Origin of the sequence: Psychrobacter sp. Arc29 (assembly GCF_041431175.1) — a bacterium.
Lineage (GTDB): Bacteria > Pseudomonadota > Gammaproteobacteria > Pseudomonadales > Moraxellaceae > Psychrobacter.
This window is the reverse complement of record NZ_JASMRR010000001.1, coordinates 658318-682718: the sequence shown is the minus strand read 5'-3', so window position 1 is coordinate 682718 and position 24401 is coordinate 658318. Positions and strand designations below refer to the sequence as shown.

The 24401-nt window shown below is 45.3% G+C and carries 17 protein-coding genes; 7 read left to right on the top strand and 10 right to left on the bottom strand.

The features are described 5' to 3' along the window. Positions 1–49: 49 nt before the first annotated feature. Together QO189_RS02875 and QO189_RS02870 are read right to left on the bottom strand one after the other, a co-directional pair. Positions 50–1642: a sensor histidine kinase gene (locus QO189_RS02875; RefSeq protein WP_371531428.1), complete on the bottom strand. Its 1593-nt coding sequence runs from the start codon at positions 1640–1642 to the stop codon at positions 50–52. Between the two features lie 14 nt (positions 1643–1656). After that, positions 1657–2343 (bottom strand): response regulator transcription factor, encoded by a 687-nt coding sequence (locus QO189_RS02870; RefSeq protein ID WP_371531427.1) that lies wholly within the window; start codon positions 2341–2343, stop codon positions 1657–1659. Between the two features lie 275 nt (positions 2344–2618). Here QO189_RS02870 and QO189_RS02865 point away from each other — a divergent pair, with 275 nt between their 5' ends. Continuing rightward, positions 2619–3134 carry a Spy/CpxP family protein refolding chaperone gene (locus tag QO189_RS02865; RefSeq protein ID WP_371531426.1) on the top strand — a complete coding sequence of 172 codons (516 nt, stop codon included), beginning with the start codon at positions 2619–2621 and terminating at the stop codon, positions 3132–3134. 189 nt (positions 3135–3323) lie between these two features. Here QO189_RS02865 and QO189_RS02860 read toward each other — a convergent pair whose 3' ends face one another. Both QO189_RS02860 and QO189_RS02855 read right to left on the bottom strand, forming a co-directional pair. Further along, complete coding sequence (locus tag QO189_RS02860) at positions 3324–4907, bottom strand: hypothetical protein (protein WP_371531425.1); 1584 nt, start codon at positions 4905–4907, stop codon at positions 3324–3326. Positions 4908–4949: 42 nt separating this feature from the next. Continuing rightward, positions 4950–6992: a hypothetical protein gene (locus QO189_RS02855; protein ID WP_371531424.1), complete on the bottom strand. Its 2043-nt coding sequence runs from the start codon at positions 6990–6992 to the stop codon at positions 4950–4952. Between the two features lie 317 nt (positions 6993–7309). Between QO189_RS02855 and ggt the strand changes: the two genes are divergently transcribed. From ggt to cysE, 5 genes are all read left to right on the top strand, one after another. Next, the gene (ggt, locus tag QO189_RS02850) at positions 7310–9259 is read left to right on the top strand and encodes a gamma-glutamyltransferase (RefSeq protein WP_371531423.1); all 1950 of its coding nucleotides are present in this window, start codon (positions 7310–7312) and stop codon (positions 9257–9259) included. A gap of 297 nt (positions 9260–9556) precedes the next feature. Then, positions 9557–13276 (top strand): DNA polymerase III subunit alpha, encoded by a 3720-nt coding sequence (gene dnaE, locus QO189_RS02845; protein ID WP_371531422.1) that lies wholly within the window; start codon positions 9557–9559, stop codon positions 13274–13276. Between the two features lie 71 nt (positions 13277–13347). Then, positions 13348–13728 carry an Hpt domain-containing protein gene (locus tag QO189_RS02840; RefSeq protein WP_371531421.1) on the top strand — a complete coding sequence of 127 codons (381 nt, stop codon included), beginning with the start codon at positions 13348–13350 and terminating at the stop codon, positions 13726–13728. Continuing rightward, entirely contained in the window at positions 13728–14612 is an 885-nt protein-coding gene (locus QO189_RS02835) for an RNA methyltransferase (protein ID WP_371531420.1), read from the top strand. Before QO189_RS02840 ends, QO189_RS02835 begins: the two co-directional genes overlap by 1 nt. A 189-nt stretch (positions 14613–14801) precedes the next feature. Further along, positions 14802–15713, top strand: coding sequence for a serine O-acetyltransferase (cysE, locus tag QO189_RS02830; protein ID WP_371531419.1), 912 nt, complete (start codon positions 14802–14804; stop codon positions 15711–15713). Between the two features lie 178 nt (positions 15714–15891). Here cysE and QO189_RS02825 read toward each other — a convergent pair whose 3' ends face one another. From QO189_RS02825 to pheA, 6 genes are all read right to left on the bottom strand, one after another. After that, positions 15892–16395 carry a 2-amino-4-hydroxy-6-hydroxymethyldihydropteridine diphosphokinase gene (locus tag QO189_RS02825; protein WP_371531418.1) on the bottom strand — a complete coding sequence of 168 codons (504 nt, stop codon included), beginning with the start codon at positions 16393–16395 and terminating at the stop codon, positions 15892–15894. Positions 16396–16414: 19 nt separating this feature from the next. After that, the gene (gene folB, locus QO189_RS02820; protein WP_371531417.1) at positions 16415–16840 is read right to left on the bottom strand and encodes a dihydroneopterin aldolase; all 426 of its coding nucleotides are present in this window, start codon (positions 16838–16840) and stop codon (positions 16415–16417) included. A gap of 56 nt (positions 16841–16896) precedes the next feature. Beyond that, entirely contained in the window at positions 16897–17847 is a 951-nt protein-coding gene (rarD, locus tag QO189_RS02815; protein WP_371531416.1) for an EamA family transporter RarD, read from the bottom strand. A 226-nt stretch (positions 17848–18073) separates the two neighbouring features. Next, complete coding sequence (locus QO189_RS02810; protein ID WP_371531462.1) at positions 18074–20365, bottom strand: bifunctional prephenate dehydrogenase/3-phosphoshikimate 1-carboxyvinyltransferase; 2292 nt, start codon at positions 20363–20365, stop codon at positions 18074–18076. 151 nt (positions 20366–20516) lie between these two features. Beyond that, positions 20517–21659: a histidinol-phosphate transaminase gene (hisC, locus tag QO189_RS02805; RefSeq protein ID WP_371531415.1), complete on the bottom strand. Its 1143-nt coding sequence runs from the start codon at positions 21657–21659 to the stop codon at positions 20517–20519. A 95-nt stretch (positions 21660–21754) separates the two neighbouring features. After that, a complete protein-coding gene (gene pheA / locus QO189_RS02800) occupies positions 21755–22927 on the bottom strand; it encodes a prephenate dehydratase (RefSeq protein ID WP_058024282.1) in 1173 nt (390 codons plus the stop codon). 500 nt (positions 22928–23427) lie between these two features. On the opposite strand from pheA, the gene QO189_RS02795 reads away from it, so the two are divergent. Then, positions 23428–24372 (top strand): transaldolase, encoded by a 945-nt coding sequence (locus QO189_RS02795; RefSeq protein WP_371531414.1) that lies wholly within the window; start codon positions 23428–23430, stop codon positions 24370–24372. Positions 24373–24401 lie beyond the last annotated feature (29 nt).

Here is a 24401-nt window from a genome sequence, read left to right as displayed (position 1 = left end):
TGAAAAGTATCTACTGGTACGTTAAACTTTTTCCTCATGATAAATTTTACTATTTAATCGGTAATACTATCTGCACCACCAATCCTAGTACACCATCTCGTCGATTATGGGCGTTGATATATCCCCTATGCGCCATCACTACAGCATGAACAATGGCCAGCCCCAACCCATAACCGCCCGTGTCACGATGACGAGCCGTGTCGAGACGGACAAATGGCTGAAAGATGCGCTCTAAGTCATCGTCAGCGACGCCGCCGCCCTCATCCGTGATGGTAATCTGAATCGCAGGCATCTTATTATCTATCTGCACCGCTTTCATCTCAGCGCTGACTGTTGAGCCCGCTGCCGTATGCATAAAAGCGTTGCGAACGACATTCTCAAGTGCACTGTGCAACTGCTCTTGATTGCCTTGTACTGTCCAAGCGCTTTTTAAATCATTTGATAATAAATATTCAGGTGGTTGCCACTGCCATCTGACCTCTTTATGCTGAAACTCAAAACACACATCCTGCCCGATGTCACTGATAATCTCGGACAAATTGACTGCTTCGCTCTCCAAATTATCAATCGTATATTGCTGCATTTGTAGGGACTGAATATGGATGATTTGCTCAATTAACTCATTCATCCGCGCAGACTCTTTGTCAATACGGTCTAAATAACGATGGGCATTGGGTGCAAAATCACGAGTCAGCTCAGTTGCAACATCGAGACGCGCGAGCGGTGAGCGCAGCTCATGCGAGATATCACTGAGCATCTGCTTACGCGCCAGCTCACTATCAGCCAGTCTCGTTGACAAATGAGCCACGTCTTTGGCCAGTAGCCCTAGCTCATCATCACCCATTTTTGATAGCGCTGGATTGGCTTGATAATCCCCATCAATCATACGGTGCACGGTACTCTGTACACGTCCAATACGCTGAGTCAACGTACGGCTGAGCCAGACACAAACCAATACACTAAAGGCAATAATTAATAATAAACGTATAGGGAAATTACCATGCTGTAGCTCCACCACATCTGCAAAACGTAGGTGCGGGCGCAACTGTATGATGACTGATTGTCCATCAGGCAGTTCAACCGAGATATCTGCCAGCTCAGGACGCGCATCAATATCCGCTATCGCAGCACTGCTCGACATTATTGGTTTTAATATTTCGTGCAAAACAGAAGGCTGTCTTGTGGGTATCTCATCATTCAGATTGCTTGGTTTATTATCGTAAGCTCTAGGTAGTGGCGGCAGTGGTTGCTGCATGGCTCGTTCCATCGACTGCTGCCCGCTCTGCCCACGCCCTTGCGTGCGCTCGTCTCTATCTCGATAACGCGGAAATATAATAGCGCCCTGCTCATCGTAGACTCTAATTTGACTCATGAGGCGTCGATCTTGACGATACATCTGCCTGACAGCTATCAAATCACCCACTCGCAGCGCATCGACCATCTCTTGACGCTGAATTAATAGACTCTCAATTTGTATGTCCATACGAGCCGTTAGCTCTTTTTCAGCCAGCCAGCGCTCCACCATAATGGATAACAGTGAGGTAATTAGTATCGTCAGTAATAGACTTAGGAATAAACGCCAAAACAGCGTAATTCGCACTTTGAATTTCGGTGCTTTGATGGAACTACTGGAATTTTGCATCGACGATTTCATGATTAGAGCACCAGTTGATAGCCTTTACCACGTACCGCTTTTATTGGTTCGTCATGAAAAGGCTGAAGTTTTTTGCGCAGGCGAGACACGTGCACATCAAGGCTACGATCAAAAGGCTGCAACTCACGCTGCAAGACATTCTCTGACAGCCATGCTTTGCTGACCACTTCCCCTTTTTGCTTGAGCAGCGCCACGAGTAAGTCAAACTCTGTTCCCGTCACTTGTAGTGCTACACCATCTATTTCACAAACACGCTGGTTTTGATCAAGATGCAAGCGACTCTCTGGTAGCGGCGTATGCTCAGACGTGGTCGTGTTGGTACGCTTAATCACGGCATTGATACGCGCCAGTAGCTCGCGGGGGTTACAGGGCTTGGTGATATAATCGTCAGCGCCCAGCTCCAAACCAATAATACGATCAATCTCCTCACTCTTTGCCGTCAGCATAATCACAGGGATATCACTGATATTTGGCAGTTGCCGCAGCACACTTAGCCCATCTATTTTTGGCATCATGATATCGAGGACGAGCAAATCATAAGCAGAATCATCATGCGCCACCGCTTTTAATCGTTGTATAACCGCTGCACCATCATGGACACAGTCGCAATGAATACCATGGTTGTGCAAATACTCTTGTAGTAACTGAGTCAACTCTTCATCATCATCGCCTATCAATATATTTGGCACACTCACCTCCTTTCCATGATTTTAATTGGCTTTCATTTGTTTACTTGCCCATATTATCAGGCAAGCGCGTATCAATTCGCTATAAACGTTACCTTTCTTAATACTTCATAAATGTTCGTAACCTTTAACTACCGTAAGATAGCTTCTATCAACCGCAAGACCTGCACTTTTAAGACGACTAATCACAACGATTAATAGCGCTTAAAACGCGATGCTTGCAAGATAAGACTTTAGTATTTATTTAACCAAACTCACTGTAATTAAAGGATGTCATCATGAAAAAATTATTATTGGGCTCAGTATTAGCAGCTTCTAGCGTATTTACTGTGACAGCATGCTCTAGTGTCAATGCAGCCTCTGACACCGCGCCAATGAATCAAATGCAAAAGAACCATAAAGACGGCGCCATGAGAGGCCCAATGTCAAAACTGGATCTAACAGCGACGCAGCAAGCGCAAATCAAAGCCATCATGCAAGAAAAACATGGCGATCGTACTGCTGACCGTGCAAAAAACCAAGCTGAACGCGCACAAATGGAACAACAAATACAAGCACTGACCAATGCAAGTACGTTGAACAACGCGGCGGTAAACCGTTTAGCCGATCAGCAAGCGGCAAAAGCAAAACAGCGCTTTATTGAGCGCGTCCAAACGCAGCATGCCATCTCTCAGGTATTAACCGCTGAGCAGCGTGCAAAAATGGAACAGCTCAAATCAGAAAGACAAGAAAAAGGTCGTAAGCACTCAAAAGATCGTAAAGGCCATGGCAAACCACATCATCAAGGTATGTAACTTGTCACTAACCGTCTGTCACTAGCCATCTGATTGGTGCCCATAACCACTTATGAATTTATAGTGATTTGCACAGAAAAATAGTGACTTGTATAGAAAAAGCGCATCGTATAAACGGTGCGCTTTTTTAATATAAAATTATTCTACTCAAAACTCAGTGAGCCTAGCTATTAATTACCCAACTGTTAATTACTCAATCGCATCAAAGCGAGCTTTCGCCATTGGCAATATAGTAAAGATCATCTTACCCACTGCTGTTCCATTACCATCGCGATAATATTGCAACAGCTCAGGGCCGTATTCTCGCATATCAATGCTATTGCTGGCGTTCGGTGATTGAACATTATTTGGCAGATTCGGAAATGCCTTATCTTTGCCATTAATAGCAGAATACTGCTGCAAGACATCTATTGTCATACTTTTATCTGACGCAGTTTTGCCAGTGTTATCTAGTTGGCGGTGCAGATGCTGCCATTTGAGCTGACCACGTTTGTCAAATCCATATAGCTCTTCTACTGTGGTGTTTGCAGCGACTTCAGATTCTGTCTTGTCTTCATCATTTATTTGAGCATTTATCATAGCCAGTATTATTTGTGCCATCGCTTTACTAGTGAGTTCCTTTGAGCTTTGAATCGTCTCAAAGGCTGTCATAGGCTCGGCTTCTTTTACCAGCTCTGGGTATTTTTGGCTAATGCGCTTGTAGAAGATTTGCAGATAATTTTGATAATCGTCTTGATAGCTATCAAAACTTTGCAGTCGGCGAATCACTTGGTCAGTTGAGATCATTGCTGATAGCTGATGCGCAGGCAACTTGGGAGATAGCGATGCAAGCGTATTAGGCGCGACATAGTTGAACTGGCTAACAGGCGCCGCCTCATAAGTCAGATCCAATGCAGCAAAATGGCTTTTTATCACCTCACTACCGAATCCTTTAGGGAGCGTTCCATCATCAATCGCTATTTTGAGCCATTTGTTTTGCCATTTTGTACCGAGCTTATCGTCTAATAGCTCAGAATTGAACATCGCAAAGTTATCTGCCCATAGGTATATATCACCATTTTTCATGTCGATGTAGACAGGCTGATTGATACTACTATGATGATTGCGCGCTTGATACTGAGCGCTGGCGAGCATCGTCGCCTTGCCTGCCATCGGCTGATAGATGCCTTGAGCATTGATAGATAACGGTTTTAGCAAGTACTCATCTAGCAGTTGCGCTTTTTTTATATCTAGCGGCTTTGGTTTGTCTTCATAGTTGTCAAATAGTGCCTGATAATCTGGCGCAACCTTAACATCACTATCGTACTGATGATCATCCCATGCATGGTAAGCATTGACGCACTCAAAATAAGACTGTTTGATAGCATCACGCTTGTCATCGTAATCCGCAGCTGAAATATCTTTGTTTTGTTTTTTTGCCTGCATGATCAATGCCGCATAGGCTTGGTCATGCGTCTCTTCGCAATGTGCATCCACATAATCTGATGCCACTATTTGTGTGCCAGATGTCGCCGTACGCTGCTGATGGTTACTGATCTCGATATTACTATGGTAGCTGAACGATTGGCGGCGCTGTTTTTGTAATGCAGTCGCTAACGTCTTTTTAGCCGTACTAGGTGATTGCTTAACGGTCAATGCATTTGACTGGTTCAAATTGGCAGATTGGCAACCCGTTAAGAGTAATGCTCCTGACAGCAATGTACTGGTCAATAATAAGTGACTTTTCATCATAGATGACAGACATAGTGTAAGCGTTTGATGTGCTGTTTTCATTTTTTATCCTTAATAGACATATGCTTAAATGCGACGTAGTCTCTATTTTTCATTATCATCTTTAGCATCGCCGATACGGCTCTCATCGATTGATTCTGCACCATAACGATTGTCATATTCGTCACTACTATAATCAGTCTCTAAGCTGCCATCCTCATAATCGTAGCGCGCATAGCGTGCCGTTTGTAGTCTGTCTTTTTTCTGGCGCTGCGCTGCTATCCATGCATTACCATCGATAGGCGCTACCGCATTTGAGCCAAACGATTCTGCCAGCAATGGCGTTAGGGCATGTCTTTTAAAGCTAGATTTATCATAACGTACTTGGTTGAGCATAGTCGTCGTAGAGCCCAGCAAATCACCACCGATATTGACGCGCTGCTGCTTGGCAAGCAGGCGATCTGAGTTATCTAAATAATAGTAATTAATCTGATTAAAAGAGATAGGACCAATGGCTTCGATAAGCTGCAATAGCGAACCCACATCCGCACTTTGATAGCCTTTGTTGTATAGCTGAACTTTAGCAAGCGCGGCTTTTAGGATGGCTCCATCAGGATATTTATCTGGGTTGGCATCCACATACTCTTGCAACGATTTCGTCACATATTTCAGAGTCTTACCAATCATTTCACCACTTTGCTGACTGCCAAAATAAACTTTTACTGCTCGAGTCGCACCAACTTCTTTAGCAAACGCATCACCACTGATATCTACGGCGCTAAAATGCTCAGGTGCCAATTCTGCCATGCTGCTCTGTATGGCATTGAGCACCGCATCATAAAGCACTGCTGGTGGCAACTGCGCCATGATACTTTCAGGCAATCCAAAGCTGACCGTATGTGAGGCCATTTGCGAGGGTAATGGGGTGTTCTCAGGATTGACGAGCGCAACGATTGGCATGATTGCCGATGGGTCGACCGTGACACTGCTGTTGTTAAAATCAAATGCCACTGGTATCTGTATGGATGAGCTGATCGTTGGCGTGGCATAGTCGTAGCTATAGACGCTTTGTAATTGCCGCTGTTTGGGGTTGTACTGACTGACACTATTGAACGTCAAGTGCTGATATTGATAGGCGTTGGATGCAGCGATTTGCTCAGGAGTGCGGCTGAACATCGTCAGTATGTTACCAATCAAGCCAGTAGAAGACATTGATAGCCCGTCACTATTGGTCGGCTCTGTCTTGGCTTGCTGTTTTGCCATTTGCATGGCCTCATATTTTGCAGCCATTGTTTTTGGGTTTAACCCCGACATGCCGGAGAGCATGCCTCCAGTCTCACCGCCGTACTCATCATATTCATCAGTAGAATAGTCATCACTGGCATAATCGTCGCTATCATAGTCTTCTGCATCGTAGTCATACTCTTCATTATCACTTGCTGGCTCATTTTCACCTGCTTCAGCCAGTATGGCCGCAATCGCTTTTTTCTCTTGCTCAGCTTTTTGTTCTTCGCCAGCATAGTCGCTAGGATAATCCGACTCTAAAGCGTCTTCTGTCCCATCATAATTGTGGTCATCATTGTATGGCTCAGAATTGTATGGCTCATCATCGCTACTGTCGTACATTCCCTCAGGCTGATACGCATAGGTTTCTATAATCGTTCTAAGCAAACTGCTTGAGCCTGCATCAATACTATCGGCATCGATGAATGGTACTGCTTGGTAATTGGCTTGCGCGACGGCCACATGCTCTGTTGCCAAATGCTGGCGAATCGCTGCCAATAAATGCGCCTTGGCTTGGTGTTCAGTATTGGGATATTTTTCTTGATCAAACAGTTGCGCGTAACGCTCAGCTTGGGCATCTTGACTAGCCGTAAAAGCGCGACCTTGACGTTGGCTCTGAGCAGGATTTGCAGTGCTAAAATCCATAAGTGTACTGGAGGCTGTCACATCCGCTGAGGCAGTCGGATTTGATTGACAACCTGTAAGCATAAGCGATGCACTACCAACTAGCAAAGCGATAGAGGTTAATTTGCCTGTTTGAAATACATGACTATTATTGTTTTTATTGTTGATGATAGGCAAATAATTACTCGCCATCTCAGAGTGGCACTGTCGATTACGGTTATTAACATGGTTTGATGACATAAGAATCTCTTTGTATAAATAGCCAGTCGTTAACGGATGTACATTAGTAGTGTTATTTATATCACAAGACGTTACAATTTAGTAATATTAAGACCTACTTTTAAAGAAAATCTTCACTGGTTAGTGAGCTTCTCTGCACAACTTACATGACACTAATTATGTATATATCGGTAGAAGACCACTCATACTGCACATCATATAAAAACTCAAATCATAAAAGATGATAAACAACTTTCTACTATTTGATATTTTCGTTACTATTTAAGCGTATTTATTTGATACCCTGTTTTTTCTACTTGCCCAAAAAGGACTTTGCGATGTCACCATCATTATCTCACCAGCATCGAATTACTCAGCAAAAAAAACCAAAGACTCATAACAAGTTAAAATCTAGTGCTTTACTGATTACGAGTGCGCTACTACTGTCTGTCTCAGCCCATGCGCTAGAGCCAACCGTTTCAGCCAACAGCCCCACGGTCAATAACACATCCATTGATACCAATGCGCTAAATTTAGCCATTATGACGGACAATCCAACTGTCCTATCTGAAACTAAGCGCATCACACGAGCGAAAACCAGTACTCTCAAAACCACATCAAACAATGCTAATAGTGACCAAGCTATCTACTCTGAAGATGCAATTCATCATCCAGTATGGGCAAAAAATGGCATGGTCGCCACCCAAGAAGCGCTTGCTTCCGACATCGGTTTGCAGATTTTGAAAAACGGTGGTAATGCGGTAGATGCTGGGGTTGCGGTTGGCTTTGCCCTTGCTGTAACCTTGCCACGTGCTGGTAATATCGGTGGTGGCGGTTTTATGATGATTTATGACGCTAAGCAAGGCAAAACCGTCGCGCTTGATTATCGCGAGAAAGCACCAAGTAGCGCCTCTCGTGATATGTATCTCGACGATGAGGGCAACGCAGTCAGTGACTTATCTCGTTATCATGGCCTAGCCGTTGGTGTGCCGGGGACAGTAGCAGGGCTACTAAAAGCACTAGAAGAGCATGGTACCATGAGCCGCGAGCAAGTCATGGCACCAGCGATCGCATTGGCAGAAGATGGCATAGAGGTCACCGCAGGCTTGTCCGAATCGCTCACTGCTTTGAGTGATCGCTTACAAAAGTGGCCAAGCACCAAAAAAGTGTTTTTTAAAGCGGACGGTAGCGTTTATCAGCCGGGTGAGCGGTTAAAGCAGCCTGAGCTTGCCCGCTCGCTAAAGCGCATTGCAACACAAGGTGCAGACGGGTTTTATAAAGGGGAAACCGCGCGTGACATCGTAAAAGCCGTCAATGCTGCGGGCGGTAGCATGAGCTTACAGGATTTAGCCGATTACGAAGCCATCGCCCGCGTGCCTGTCAAAGGCGATTACCGTGGCTATGAGATTGTCTCAATGCCGCCACCCTCCTCTGGTGGTATTCACATCATTGAAATATTAAATATCTTAGAAGGCTATCCCCTCAAGGACTACGGTCAAAACAGCGCACAAACCATTCATTTGATGGCAGAAGCGATGCAACTGGCTTATGCAGATCGTGCTGAGTACCTAGGTGATTCGGATTTTATTGATGTCCCTGCCAGCGGCTTAACGTCACAAGCCTATGCGGATAAACTGCGCACTTTGATTGATCCCAATAAAGCCACGCCAGCATCTACCATCAAAGCCAACAACCCGCTCCCTTATGAGAGCGATCAAACCACGCATTTCTCTATCGTTGATAAAGACGGCAATGCCATCGCCAACACCTATACGTTGAACTTCTCTTATGGCACTGGTCTCGTGGCTGACGGCACAGGTATTTTGTTAAACAATGAAATGGATGATTTTTCTGCCAAGCCGGGGGTACCTAATGGTTACGGATTAATTGGTGGTGACGCCAATGCCGTTGAAGCCAATAAACGTCCGCTATCCTCGATGAGTCCAACGCTCGTATTTAAAGACAACAAACCTTACATTGTCACTGGCAGCCCAGGTGGTAGTCGTATCATCACGACCGTCACCCAAATCATCTCTAACGTCATCGACCATGATATGAACATCGCTGAGGCAACCCACGCGCCGCGTATTCATGACCAATGGCTACCTGATGAGATTCGAGTTGAAAAAGCACTAAATATTGATACGGTCAAAAAACTAGAATCTATGGGTCACACAGTCAGTCCAAAATCAGCCATGGGCTCCACGCAATCGATTATGCTCACACCGAACGGCGTCTATGGCTCTTCTGACCCCCGTATTGTTGATGCGGCGGTGGTTGGATACTAAGTCAAATTGTCTTTAATTATCAATTATATACCCCTCTACGCCTTATCGTGTTGAGGGGTTTCTTATATCATTTCTTACCTAATTAAATTAGCATGATGACTTATCTTACTCAGATTAAACCCTTGCAATTAGTGGCTGTTGGTAGCAAATAATGCTATTATTAACGACCCCATTTAAAACGTATCAACATGGCTTCCGAGGTCTTAACCACCTCTCGATAACACTACAAATTATTGATAATCATCAATTATTTTATCAGTAGCTTATTTCTTTTGATCGTACTAGTAAGAGTCTTCTATGGCATTTGTACACCTTGGTATCCACAGCGAATATTCCATCACCGATTCTATCGTGCGCATCAAACCGCTCGTGAAAGCGGCGGCAGCTGACAATCAGCGTGCGCTGGCTTTGACCGATTTATCCAATTTATATGCCACGGTGAAGTTTTACCGTGCTTGCCTAGGCGCGGGTATCAAGCCCATTATCGGCAGCGAAGTCATCATGGATAATGAAGACACACGCCTCACCCTACTCGCAATGAACAACGAAGGCTATCAAAACATTACCCGTATCGTGTCGCTTGGGTTTACCGAAGGTCGCGCTGATCCTGTCAATCATGGTACGCCGGTTATCAAGCGTAGTCATATTCTAGAACATGCGGCAGGCGTGATTGTGCTACTCACCGAAAAGTCAGATGTTGGTCAAGCACTGGTTGGCTCTATGCCAGAAAAAGCCGATGAGCTGCTCACCGAGTGGCAAGCACAATTTGACGATCGTTTATACTTTGCGATCAAGCGTACCAATCGTTCAGGCGAAGATGCCTTTATTAGAGCAGCCATCCATTCAGGTGCCAAACACAACATCCCCATCATTGCGCATAATGACGTGCGTTTTTTGGAGCAAGAGGATTTTGATGCGCATGAAGCCCGCGTATGTATCGCAGGCTCTTATGTCCTTGCCGATCCAAATCGCCCGCAGACCTACTCAGATGAGCAATATCTCAAAACCCAAGATCAAATGGCGCAGCTGTTTGCTGATATTCCGCAAGTGGTCGATAACACCTTACGCTTGGCAACCCGCTGTAATGTCACTTTAACGCTAGGCATTAATGTACTGCCTGACTTCCCTGTCCCTGAAGGCGAGACGATTGAATCGTTTTTTCGGGCCGAGTCGCAGCGCGGTCTTGAAGAGCGCTTAGACAAGCTGTTTCCTGTCGAAGCACGTACTGATAATTGGAGCGACTTCCGTCAGAGATACGATGAGCGCCTCGCCTATGAGTTGGATATTATTCTATCCATGGGCTTCCCTGGTTACTTTCTTATCGTCATGGACTTTATCCGCTGGGCGAAAGCCAATGGCGTGCCAGTAGGCCCTGGACGTGGTTCTGGTGCAGGTTCATTGGTCGCCTACGCGCTCAATATTACCGACCTTGATCCGATTCATTACGATCTGTTATTCGAGCGCTTCTTGAACCCTGAACGGGTATCCATGCCCGATTTCGATATCGATTTTTGTATCGAAGGCCGTGACCGCGTGATCGACTATGTGGCGCAAACTTATGGTCGTGATGCCGTTTCACAGATTATTACTTTTGGTACGATGGCCGCAAAAGCGGTCGTGCGAGATGTGGCACGCGTACAAAGCAAATCGTATTTTTTGGCCAATAAAATATCTAAACTCATTCCCAAAACTCCCGGTATCACCCTAAGCCAAGCGCTTGAGCAAGAGCCACAGCTTAAAGACTTGATCTCTAATCCTGATAACATGGATTATGAAGATGCCATTGAAATCTGGGAGATGGCGATTAAGCTTGAAGGCGTCTGCCGAAACGTCGGTAAACATGCCGGTGGCGTACTGATTGCGCCGCATAAAATCACGGACTTTAGTGCCATTTATTGTGATGACGATGGGCACCGTGTCAGCCAGTTTGATAAAGACGATGTAGAAGCTGTCGGTCTGGTAAAGTTTGACTTTTTGGGTCTACGCAACTTAACCGTTATCAACGCAGCGGTTGAGAATATCAATTTGCGCCGTGCAAAAGAAAACGTGCCCGCATTGGTATTGGAAGATTTGCCACTCGATGATGTTAAAGCCTATAAGCTACTGCAAGATGCCAAAACTACCGCCGTCTTTCAGCTAGAAAGTATGGGCATGAAAAAGTATTTGGCCAAACTGCAGCCGACCAATATCGAAGATGTGATCGCCATGTGTGCGCTCTATCGTCCCGGCCCACTTGATGCAGGCATGGTAGAGATGTATATCGACCGTAAGCACGGCCGTGAGGAAGTCATTTATGACCATCCCAATCTCGAACCGATTTTAGAAAATACTAACGGCGTTATTGTCTATCAAGAACAGGTCATGCAAATCTCGCAGGTCATGGCAGGTTATAGTCTGGGCGGTGCTGATATGCTGCGCCGCGCGATGGGTAAAAAGAAACCTGAAGAAATGGCAAAGCAGCGCGATATCTTTGTCACTGGTGCCACCTCACAAGGCATCGACGAGGTCACATCAGGCGGCGTGTTTGACCTAATGGAAAAGTTTGCAGGTTATGGTTTTAACCGCTCGCATTCTGCCGCTTACGGGGTACTTGCCTATCAAACGGCTTATCTCAAACAGTACTACCCTGCTGAATTTATGGCAGCGGTATTAACGTCCGATATGAACAACACCGACAATGTGGTGTTCTTTATCAATGATTGCCGCGAAAACTTTGATTTGACTGTGGTCAATCCGTCAGTCAATCGCAGCGAGTGGCATTTCGTCGCGGATACGCCGACCAATATCATTTATGGTCTTGGGGCGATCAAAGGTGTTGGTGAAGGGGCTGTCGAGTCCATCGTTAATGCTCGTCGACGCGAAGGACCTTTTAAAGACTTATATGATTTTTGCCGCCGTGTGGACATCAAAAAAGTCAATAAGCGCACGCTTGAAGCATTGGTTAGCGCGGGCTGTTTTGATGACTTTGCTGCTACTTTGCGTCCTGACCTGCCCGCAGATGCCGCGTTTGAGATTCGCGGTGCATTGATGAGCCAACTGCCAAGCGCGGTACAAGCTGCTGAGCAAGATCGGCAGAACAACGAGCTTGGTATGATGGACTTGTTCGGTGAGATGGATGGAGTCGTTGCAGCGCCGCCGCTCGTGATGACGCCAGAGCTGATCTGGGGCGACAAGCATCGCCTAAAAGCGGAAAAGAACACCTTGGGGTTATACCTAACCGGTCATCCAATTAATGAATATTTAGACGAGTTAAAACGCTACACCTCTGACGCTCGTCTTAATAAACTGGCAGATACTGGTTATAATGGTAGCTGCTATTTTGCAGGACTCATTATAGATATTGCCAATTTTGGTAATCGTAATGTGATTACGTTAGATGATGGCACGTCGAGACTCGAGGTCAGCTGCTATGCTGAGCGTTTCAACCGCGTCAAAGAGCAATTGAAAATCGATGAAGTTGTCATTATCAAAGGCAGTATTCGTGAGCGTGACGGACGCTTGTTTGCGCGTCTTGATAGTGCCATGAGCATGGTCGATGCGCGCCTACGTTGGCTCAAAAAAATCAGTATCAAAGTCCATGGTAGCGATATCGATCTACTCACGCGCTTGCAGCCATTACTCAAATCTGCACAGGCTGACATCATTCCTGAGCCACGCTTAGCTTATAATCAAGAGCAAGATGAGCAAGGCAATAATGGTAGTAACACTTACGACCCTGCCATGGGCGGCAGTTTGTATGATGAAAATGGCAATGATTTATTGGCTCTAGAGAACGATATGAACCATGACGCATTGAATCAAAATAGCATGCTCCAAAGCTATGCAAATAATGCGCTCAGTAATACGGATGCTTCTATCAATGATAACTGCTTGCCACTTGGCTTGAGCGTGTATGATGTTTATGGTATCGCAAATGTGGGGCTATCTGAACATTGGCGGGTCTACCCGAACGATGATAATTTGCAACAGCTGAAGACTTTAGTTAGTGAAGATAACTTACACTTTCATTACAGCTAAAATGTACAATCCCACCAAAAATCTACTATAGTAACTTGACTGCTTTAACTTTTAACAATTGGATAAAAGCCATGACTGACATGACGAATAATAATATGACTGGTCAGACTGATGAAGAGATTATCAACCACGAACAGTTCGAAGACATGCGTGACTTGCTAGAAGAAGACTTTGTCGAGCTGATACAAGTGTACCTCAATGACAGTCAAAAACGCGTTGCGACACTGCGAATCGCTCAGCAAGAAGATGATAACGCCAACGGCTTTGAAACTGCTCATGCCCTAAAAGGCGCAAGTGCCAATTTGGGTACGACTCAGCTGGTTCGTCTTAGTAGCCGATTGCAAGAGCACTGCCGTGAGCGACGCATTAGTGAACAAGCTGACCTTATTGAAGAGATTGCCGCCGCATTACAACGCGCCGAACAAGAAATCAATCAAAGATTGGGGCAATAATGAGTAACGACTCTTTATCATCTACTGAGCAAGCCCGTACAGTGAATGAATACCTCGACTGCTTACAAGTCATCATGGTCAATACGACTTTGCCTGCCAATATCGGCTCAGCCGCACGCGCCATGCATACCATGGGCTTGTCCCGTTTAACCGTTGTCGACCCCAAATTGCCAATTGACGAGACCAGTGTCTCTCATGCGGCAGGTGGTAGTGAATTATTATCGTCAGCTTTGATTACACCTACCTTAGAGTCTGCTATTTCAGACTGTCAATTGGTGTTTGCTGCTAGCAGTCGTAGTCGTCATCTGCCGCGCCCTGTTGTGACACCCACGCAAGCCGCTAAGATTATGTTTGATTTTATCGATACACAGTCGGCTTTAAGTGCAAATGATAATAACGTTAACACCTCATCAGACGCTGTTTCTAGCAAACCGAATATCGCTATATTATTTGGTCGTGAAGATCGTGGGTTGACCAATGAAGAGTTGGCTTATGCTGATTATCACATTCAAATTGACGCCAATCCTGCTTACCCTGTATTAAATGTCGCCTCAGCAGTGCAGGTCATTGCAAGCTTTATCTTTGCTTATGCTCAAACGCATGCTCAGACAGCTGATAATTTAGATTCGGATACAAGCGCAGAAGCCCAATCGACGATTAATGTGAATTTGCGTCAACAGTGGGATGAGCCTGCTATCAATCAGCAGCAGTTGCAACAGCTTACTCAGCGCACTACTGACCTTATGGTACAGCGCGGTCTGGCAAATAGCGAACATCTAAAGTCATTACCATCACGCCTATCCAGACTGGGATCACGTCTACAGCTTGATCAAAAAGAGTATCAGCTATTAAGCGCTTTGATTGCAAAATTATCCAAAGACTAAAACAAGTCATTGCTTATCAGCTCGCCTTCATTTGACAGCTTTTTACTATATTTTGCGGTACAAAGCTGTTATAACTTAGAAAAAATGAGCAACAATATACTCTCATCATTATTTAACCATCATGACCATAAAATAAAGACATTGCTACTTTAGCAACGCTACTTTACCGACGAATAGATAGGACGCTTTATGTCATTGCCATCCAAATTGTTCAGATCGCTTGTCAGCATCAAAAAAGATTTGAAAGAAGATATCGATGCGGTATTTAACCGCGATCCTGCAGCGCGTAATAGTCTGGAAGTCATCCTAACCTACCCAGGTATCCATGCGCTTGTTTTACATCGAGGTGCGCACTGTCTGTGGAATCATGAACAGAAACTGGCGGCTCGCGTCATCTCATACGGCTCGCGTATTATTACAGGTATTGAGATTCACCCTGCTGCCAAGATTGGTAAGCGTTTCTTTATCGATCATGGTGTTGGGGTCGTCATCGGTGAGACTGCTGAGATTGGCAACGACGTGACGTTGTATCACGGTGTTACTCTAGGCGGTGTATCTTGGAATAATGGCAAACGCCACCCAACGCTAGAAGATGGTGTAACCGTTGGTGCTGGTGCAAAAGTCTTAGGGCCATTTACAGTCGGCAAAAACGCCAAAATTGGCTCGAATGCAGTGGTAGTCAAACCAGTACCAGCAGGCGCTACGATGGTCGGTAGTGCCGCTCGTATGATCTCAGATCATCACGATGAAAAAGGCAATCCCATCGCGACAAAAGTACAAGATGCCAAGCAACAAGAGAAAGTCGCGCAAGCTGGCAATATCAGCAGAGATCAACCAACAGACACCACCTCTACTGAAAAGCGCACTAATACCTTCCGTGCCTATGGTATTGATCCCTATTCACAAGACCCTGTCGCAGAAGCGTTTGCTAAAATGCTCGAACACATTCAACAATCAGAGAATCGTCTCGATCAGTTGCAGTCAGCGATGTGTGATATCGATCCTAATTTCTGCAAAAAGGAATACGATAAGTTGTGTTTAGAGGATTTAGATGTGATTGGTCGTGCTGATATCGATGCAGCAGATAACGAGCAGAAGTAGCTACTAGAACTTCAGTAAAACAAATAAGACTAGGGGGCGTACAATACATTGTACGCCCCCTAGTCTTATCTACTGCAAAAATATCAGATGTAGTCAGTGTCAGTTAAAATAAATTAATTTACCATCTATCTATTTATTATCAATTTTTCCTCAAAACATTATTCAAACAACTAATCAACTAATCAGCAAATGCGGTCAATTCTTTAACCCCAGCTTCTTCATGTGCTTTAAAGGGATAACGATCTGCCATTACTATCCAATCATATATTGATTTAAATATCGAGTATCTACTTAGGCTATTTTCTATAGTAGCCAATCTAACCATCAAAATATCAATATCCATCGTCACTCGTCGCACTTGATTTGGTTCAGTCTGTCGACATCTATTACAGTTCCCTTCAAGTGTTTTAAAGGTTTGCTGTAGTTGCTGCAGGCTCACCGGTGTATTCAGTGTTAGATGGACACATTGATTGGTATAGTCAGGCTTTGGCTGTTCCAAGGTTGCAGTAAAATCAGGGTTTTGAAAAGCCGTAGATAGCTTTACCTCACCCAGCGCTGCCAAACGCTCTCGAGCAAGCGGTAGATACTTCTCGGCTTGATAGTTGCTACCTAGCGCTAACACCACCTCTACCACAGACTGCGCTTGCACAGTTTCAGGTGCGCATTGTGTTAGCGTTGCCACATTCAACTCCATCGACGTTTTATGCATCATCGGCTTGGCTGTCATTAACTTCTTTAGTAGCTGACTCGTTGGTTAGCGCTGGCGCATAACGTGTTATTTGTACCCCTACCGCATTTGCTTGGGCAATGGCAGTCGGCTTGGCAATGCTCAACGTGATTTTTTGACAGTCATATTTTGCAAATAGCTTATCAGAGATCTGACCAGCCAAATGCTCGAGCAGCTTTGCCTGAATCTGTTTGCACCACTCGCTCACATCATCGCAGACTTCTTTATAGCTCAGCGCATCACTGACATCATCGGACACAGCAGCACGGCGAATGTCCGTCTCAAGCGCGATATCGATCAGTAACGGCTGAGTAATGGCGCGCTCCCAATCAAACACACCAATGACCGCTTCAACTTTTAGACCTTTTATAAATACTACGTCAGACTGGGTATGAAACATGCTTCCATCCTTGTTTGCTAATTTTTGTGCGTATTTTTAGTTCTTTACTTAACCGATTATAAAGCCTCTTTGCGTAGACGCTCAGCCTTTAACAATTTACTTGGACGATGTCGCCACAGATCAATGCTAAATAATAGTAACCCTAACCAAATTAAACCAAATACTGCCAGACGATGTAGATCAAATGGTTCATTGTAATAAAATACCGCTAAGAAGAAAATAAAGGTCGGCGTCAGATAATTCATAAAGCTTAAGATACTATATGCGACAAGTTTGGTCGATTTATTAAATAATAATAGCGGTATCAAAGTAATCGGGCCTGCGAGCATCAATAACCAAATGTTTGCGCTAAACCAAAAGCTTAGCTGATGGCTGACGACATCTGACTGCCAAAACCACCAAATACATAAGGGTACTAGCATGGCCGTTTCAACAAACATAGCATCGACAGCAGTCAATGGGGTTTGCCGCTGAATGGTGCCATAAGTACTAAAGCTAAACGCCAAAATCAATGATATCCACGGCAGACTACCAAGCATCACCACTTGAATGACTACAGACAGTAGTGCAAAGCCAATGGCTACCCATTGTAGCGTGCGCAGGCGCTCTTTGAATAAAATCATCGATAGGCCAACACCCACCAATGGCCCAATAAAGTATCCCAAACTTGCCTCAAGGATACGATCGTGATTGACCGCCCATACATAGGTCAGCCAGTTGGTTGCGATAATCAAACCAGAGACGAGTGACAACGCGATCCATCTTGGGTTTTGTTTAAGCGTCTCTATCCACCCCCAACGCTTGGTCGCTACCAATACAATGAGTAGGCAAAAAAACGTCCAAACAATACGGTGCCCGATAATCTCTGTTGCATCATAATCGGATAATTGCTTAAAGTATAAAGGGAAACCACCCCAGATAAAAAAGGCAATAAGCGCAGTGATAATACCGCGTCTGGTTGTGGTAATCGGTGCAACAGGCTTTTTGACGACATTTTGGGTAGTCATAGTACAGGACAACTTTTTAGAGCAAAGCGCACCCTCACCTAATTCTGATTATTATTATCAATCTAGTGGTGAAAGCGCAGGGTCACTACAGTGAAATTATAAGATAAAAAGCAATGTACTCATGCCAATAGTGACATGAGTACATTGCTAACGATATTAGATTGAGCTTTTTATGGATGCTTTACAGTGCATGATCATAGGAGCGTATTAATCCACACTCATTCATTTATTCAGCGTCAGTATCCACTTGAATAGACATACCGATTTGGTTAGCCAGCTCAGCAAAACCTGGGAAGCTGGTATTGACCGTCTCCGTACCCTCAATGGTAATTTGCTCAGCAGCACGCAGACTCGCAACAGAGAAACTCATCGCAATACGGTGGTCATGATGCGAGACAATGTGACCACCACCAAAGACAGGCTGGCTATTATTTATATCGCCGTTCTCAGTAGCAGTGCCTTTGCCTTCAATAATCAGCCCATCATCAGTGACGGTACAATCGATGCCAAGCGTCTGTAGGCCCTCTGCCATCACCGCAATACGATCCGACTCCTTAACACGCAACTCTTTAGCGCCAGTCAAGACGGTACGCCCTTGCGCACAGCTAGCCGCGACAAACAGTACAGGGAACTCATCAATTGCTAGTGGTACGAGATGCTCTGGTATCTCAATACCGACCAAGTTTGAGCTGCGAATGGTAATATCAGCCACTGGCTCGCCGCCAACATGGGTCTCATTGCTTAGGCTAATATCTGCATTCATTAATTTTAGAATATCAATAACGCCAGTACGCGTAGGATTGATACCGACTTGCGTCAAGGTCAACTCACTATTTTGGCTAATAGCAGCGGCCACCATAAAAAACGCTGCAGATGAGATATCGGCAGGAACCGCGATATCGCCGCCTGTTAGTGTGCCACCACCAGTGACACTGATACGATTGCCTTCTACAGTTACTGGATAACCAAAGGCTGATAGCATACGTTCGGTATGGTCACGGCTGATTTCAGGCTGAGTGACCGTTGTCGTACCCTCGGCCCATAGACCTGCTAGCAGCAAGCAAGATTTTACTTGTGCTGACGCCACTGGCATATCATATTCGGTGCCTTGCAATGGCTTACCAGCTGTATCGCGACCCGTGATGCTAAGCGGTGCCGTACCACTATGACCCGTACTTTGGATGACGGCACCCATCGCGCGTAACGGTGCAGCCACACGCTCCATCGGGCGTTTATTCAAGCTAGTATCACCTGTCAACACGCTATCAAACGATTGCGCTGCTAAGATACCAGATAGTAGACGCATACTGGTACCAGAGTTACCCATATATAAAGGGGTTTTACTAGGTTTTAGGCCATTCATACCAACACCATGAATGGTCAAGTTACCATTATCAGGGCCCTCAATCGTGACACCCATATCACGAAATGCTTGCAGCGTTGCAAGGGCATCTTCCCCTTCCAAAAATCCAGTAACGTGGGTTACGCCTGTGGCAAGACTGCCGAGCATGATGCTGCGATGCGAGATAGATTTGTCACCAGGAATGGCAATGGTGCCAGAGACAGTATTGCTAGGGGTAATATTATAAGAAGCTGACATGGCAGAAGTATCCGTATAAGGGGTGCTGGCTAACATATGGCCAAAATGTCGCCGTGCGGCTTGCGCGCGGCCCAAAAGTCCCATCAGGGCGGTTGAATCTTTATCAATGATGAGCTGGCGCATGGTTTGCAGATAGACACCATACTCATCAAGGGCGCTCACAATGGCGCTTTGATTGGCAAAAAATATATCATGCCACATTTTAGGGTCGCTTGCGGCGATACGCGTAAAATCGCGGAACCCACCAGCGGCATAACGAAACATATCTAAATTATCATCGTGGCTTGCTAATTGCTCAACCAAGTTGAAGGCAAGCAAATGCGGCAAATGGCTGGTATGCGCTAATATACGATCATGGTGACCTGCATCCATCGATATAACATTTGCGCCCACTGATTCCCATAATAATCGCAGCTTAGTAATAGCAATATTACTTGTGGTAGCTAGCTCACAGATAATAACACTATGATTGACAAATAAATTGGCGCGTCTGGCATGATACCCTGAATTTTCAGCCCCAGCAATTGGATGCGCAGGCACCAACCCTACCGGCAACGAACCAAAAACCACTTTGGCCGCGTCAATGATATTGACCTTGGTACTACAGACATCCGTCATGATGCAATTGGTAGCGAGCTGTCCGTTGTCCATAGCCTGTTTGATGTCTACAAACACTGCTTGTACTGCCTGTACAGGCACTGCAATGATGATTAAATCACTACCGCTTATGACGTCTTGTAAGTTTGCACTACCAGCATCAAGCAGACCATGCTCGATGGCTTCTGTTATACTTGGTGCATGCCTATCGACTGCTACCAGTCGTTCACTTAAGCCATTATCTTTAATGGCTTGCGCAAAGCTAGCACCAATCAGCCCAAGTCCAATCACACAAACTTGTTCGAATATAGGTCGATGCATATTTAAAGAGGGCTGAAGATTGTTTTTTTTCTGACGACTCACGGCTTTTCTCGTTGAACGCGCTCGGATACATTTCGGTAAATCCCAGCGTTATATAAGTTAATGGCTAGTTAAGAACAGTTTTCTAATTAAAAAGCACCTATAGATGTGCTTAGTCTTCACTCAGAATAGAACGCAAAGTATCAATCAAACGTAAATTGTCCTCGGCCACACCCACCGTAATACGCAACCAGTTTAGCAGCCCATAAGCGCCTAACGGCCGAACAATAACGCCTTGCTCCAGGAGTGCTTGATGGATTGACGCCGCAGTTATATCTTCCATCTCAACCTGCACCTCAACCATAATGAAATTGGCATGCGACTTCACAAACCCCAATCCCAATGTATCAAACTGCTTTTCTAACCAACGCATTTGCTCATCATTCATCTGGCGCGTTTTTTCGATAAAATCTTGATCAGCAAGTGCCGCAGCGGCAGCAGCTAGGCCTACACGACTGACATTAAACGGCTGACGAATTCGGTTTAATAACTCTGCAACAGCTACTGAGCTTAATGCATAGCCCACACGTAAACCTGCCAGCCCATAAGCTTTAGAAAACGTGCGCACGATGATGACATTATCAAACTCGTCTAATAATGCGCGGTTGTTACTCTCAGGGCTATACTCGATATAAGCTTCATCCAATACAACCAAGACTGAACTTGGCACACTAGTAACGAATTGACGCAGCTCCTTGCGGTCTAGCTGCGTGCCAGTTGGATTGTTGGGATTGGCAATAAAGACAATTTTGGTATTGGGATTATCTTGGACTGCTTGACTCATGGCTTTTAGGTCGTGACCAAACCGATGAGCAGGCACCTCAACATCCATAGCGCCTTGCATCTTCGCCAGCATAGAGTAGACCACAAATGCATACTGACTATAGACGATGGCATCATCAGCACCCACAAAACTACGTGCCAAAATATCGAGCAAATCATCAGAGCCATTGCCAAGCGTAATCTGCTCGACTTTAACGTCATTAAAGTCAGCCAATGCTTGCTTCAGATAATAGCCATTGCCATCAGGATAACGTGATAATTGACCCAACTGCTCAGTGACCGCTAGCGTCACTCGTGGTGAGCACCCCATCGGGTTCTCATTGCTAGCCAGCTTCACCACATCTGAGACACCATATTCGCGCGTCAGCTCTTCAATTGGTTTACCTGTCTGATAAGGTGCCAACGCCAAAATACTGTCGTAAGCTGGCGTTAATGGCGATAGGTTTGATGCTGTCAATTGATCAGGCTGCATGGTTTATCCTTTGATGTTATCACTAAATGCGATCACCCATCTACTAGGTGTCAATCTTGATAGATAAACAAGCTAATAGATGAGCCGATATATTTCTACAATACTGCTTTTGGATACGAGCCTAAGATGCGCAGATCTTTTACCAATGGGCGAATATCGTTGATAGCGGCGCTGACATTTGGATCATTGATATGACCGTTCATATCAATAAAGAACACATATGCCCACTTATTAGGACGCTCAGGACGTGTCTCGATACTGGTCATCGATACGCCATGATATGACAAAGGTTTCAAGATTTCGATCAATGCACCAGCTCTGTCATGGGCTGAGACAACGATGGAGGTTTTGTCTTGACCAGAAGGCGCAATGGCCTCATGACCGATGATAAGGAAACGGGTGGTATTGCTTGGGTTGTCTTCAATGTTTGAGTAAAGCTTATGCAAGCCGTACTCTGCAACCGCAACGTCACCAGCGATTGCTGCTGAGTGCCATTCGTTTTTGAGGCGACGCGCCGCTTCACCATTGCTTGATACCGCAACGCGCTCCACATTAGGAAAATTCACATCTAGCCAATGACGGCACTGCGCCAATGACTGCTGGTGCGAATAAATACGGCTCAAACCATCAAGCTTAGTATGCTCAGCGACCAAGAAGTTCTGATGAATAGGTAGCTCAACTTCACCAATAATTTTTAGCGTAGAAGATAAAAATCCGTCCAAAGTATGATTGACCACCCCTTCTGAAGAGTTCTCGACAGGGACAACACCATACATCGCAGTCCCTGCTTCAACTTCACGGAATACATCGGTAATGGTCGTCATTGGTACGGTATCAGCAGCTTTGCCAAAATGCTTTAGTGCAGCGGCATGGGTAAAGGTGCCAACTGGTCCTAAAAAGGCAATACGCTGCGGCGCCTCTAAGTCTAAGCATACTGACATGATTTCACGGAACAAACGCGCCATCTTTTCGTCAGCGATTGGACCCGTATTGCGCTCCATGACCGCTTTTAACACCTGCGCTTCACGCTCAGGACGATAAAATATAGGGTTGGTATTATCATCAGCGGCCGTGTGGTTTTTCTTTACCGCTGCTACTTGTTGCGCCAGCTTGGCACGGTTATTGATGAGTGTTTGGATTTCGCAGTCGACCGCATCAATGTTTTGGCGAATATTGTCTAAAAACTCTTTTTCAGTTGCGGTGTCGCTAGCGCCTGCGGCGGTTTGATTTAGATTGTCCATGGTTTGTTCTGGTGACTGCTCGCTCATTACCGCCCATCCTTTTTAGATTTTATCACTGTTAGGTATTACTAATATTTAGATATGAATATCTGCTAAATTTTACTGTGTTTTTTAAATGCTTCGACTATCTCTACATACCGATATGTGATTGAGAGTGTCATTATGAAGTCATTGGTAAATAGTGGTCAATGACCAAAACTATTTTAACCATCATCCAAAAACAGTCTATCAGAAACATCGCGTGTCATTGGCGTTCTCTGGTATTACTGCTATATTGGTCGCCAAGTACAGCAGACCAGTGGATGACCGGCTCTACTATAGCAAAAACTCAGGTCAGTGCCCATTCGTAAATAGTGATAAGCCAGCAAATTATTATTAATATTATCACAGTTAAGTGATATGACAGTGGCGCATAGCACAACTATGAGCAAACACACGTAGAAAACTGTGTTACAGTTTCCATTCAGCTCCCTACCCTGTCATATATAAGAGGAGCACCACATCATTAATAAGAAAAAGGATATCTGATGAGCGCATTACAACAATTACGTACCATGACGACCATTGTCGCTGATACTGGCGACCTTGCTGCTATTGCCCGACTAAAACCTATCGATGCGACCACCAATCCAAGCCTTATCACCAAAGCCCTCATTCATCCTGATAACCAAGGTATGCTATCAGAAACAATGAGCCGCCATAATGGCGATGTAGATGCAGTGATTGACGCCCTAACCATTCAAGTTGGTTGTGATATTTTGGCGCTTATTGAAGGGCGCGTTTCTACCGAAGTTGATGCGCGTTTGTCTTATGATACTAAAGCGACGATCGACAAGGCCCTTGAGTTTATGGACGCTTATCAAAAAGCTGGCATCGACTCAGAGCGAGTATTGATCAAAATGGCAGCAACTTGGCAGGGAATTGAAGCGGCGCGTTATCTTGAAACCCAAGGCATTCACTGTAATTTGACCCTATTATTCGGTCAGCATCAAGCAATCGCCTGCGCAGATGCGGGCGTGACGCTCATCTCTCCTTTCGTAGGGCGTATTTTAGATTGGCAAAAACGCCAGCAAAGCCGTCAAAACGTACCGGCTTCTGAGGACATGGGCGTACAATCTGTCAAACTCATTTACCAATACTACAAGCAGCATGGCTATCATACGCAAGTCATGGGGGCGAGCTTCCGCTCGACTGAGCAGATATTGGCACTCGCAGGTTGCGATTTGTTGACTATTGCACCCAACCTAATCGATGAGCTGGCAGCCATGGATATTGATGTGCCTCGTCAGTTATCGCCGAGCATGTCCATGGATATGCAAGCGATGAGCCAAGTGAGCTTGACGCATGAAGAGTTCAGCGCGGCATATCAGCAAGACAAGGTCACACAAGATCTATTACCAAAAGGTATTGATGGTTTCATCGGGGCACGTGATGAGCTGGCGAAGACGTTAGCGGCCATCCGCGGGCAATAAACGAGACACGATAAGCACTCGTCTGGCAC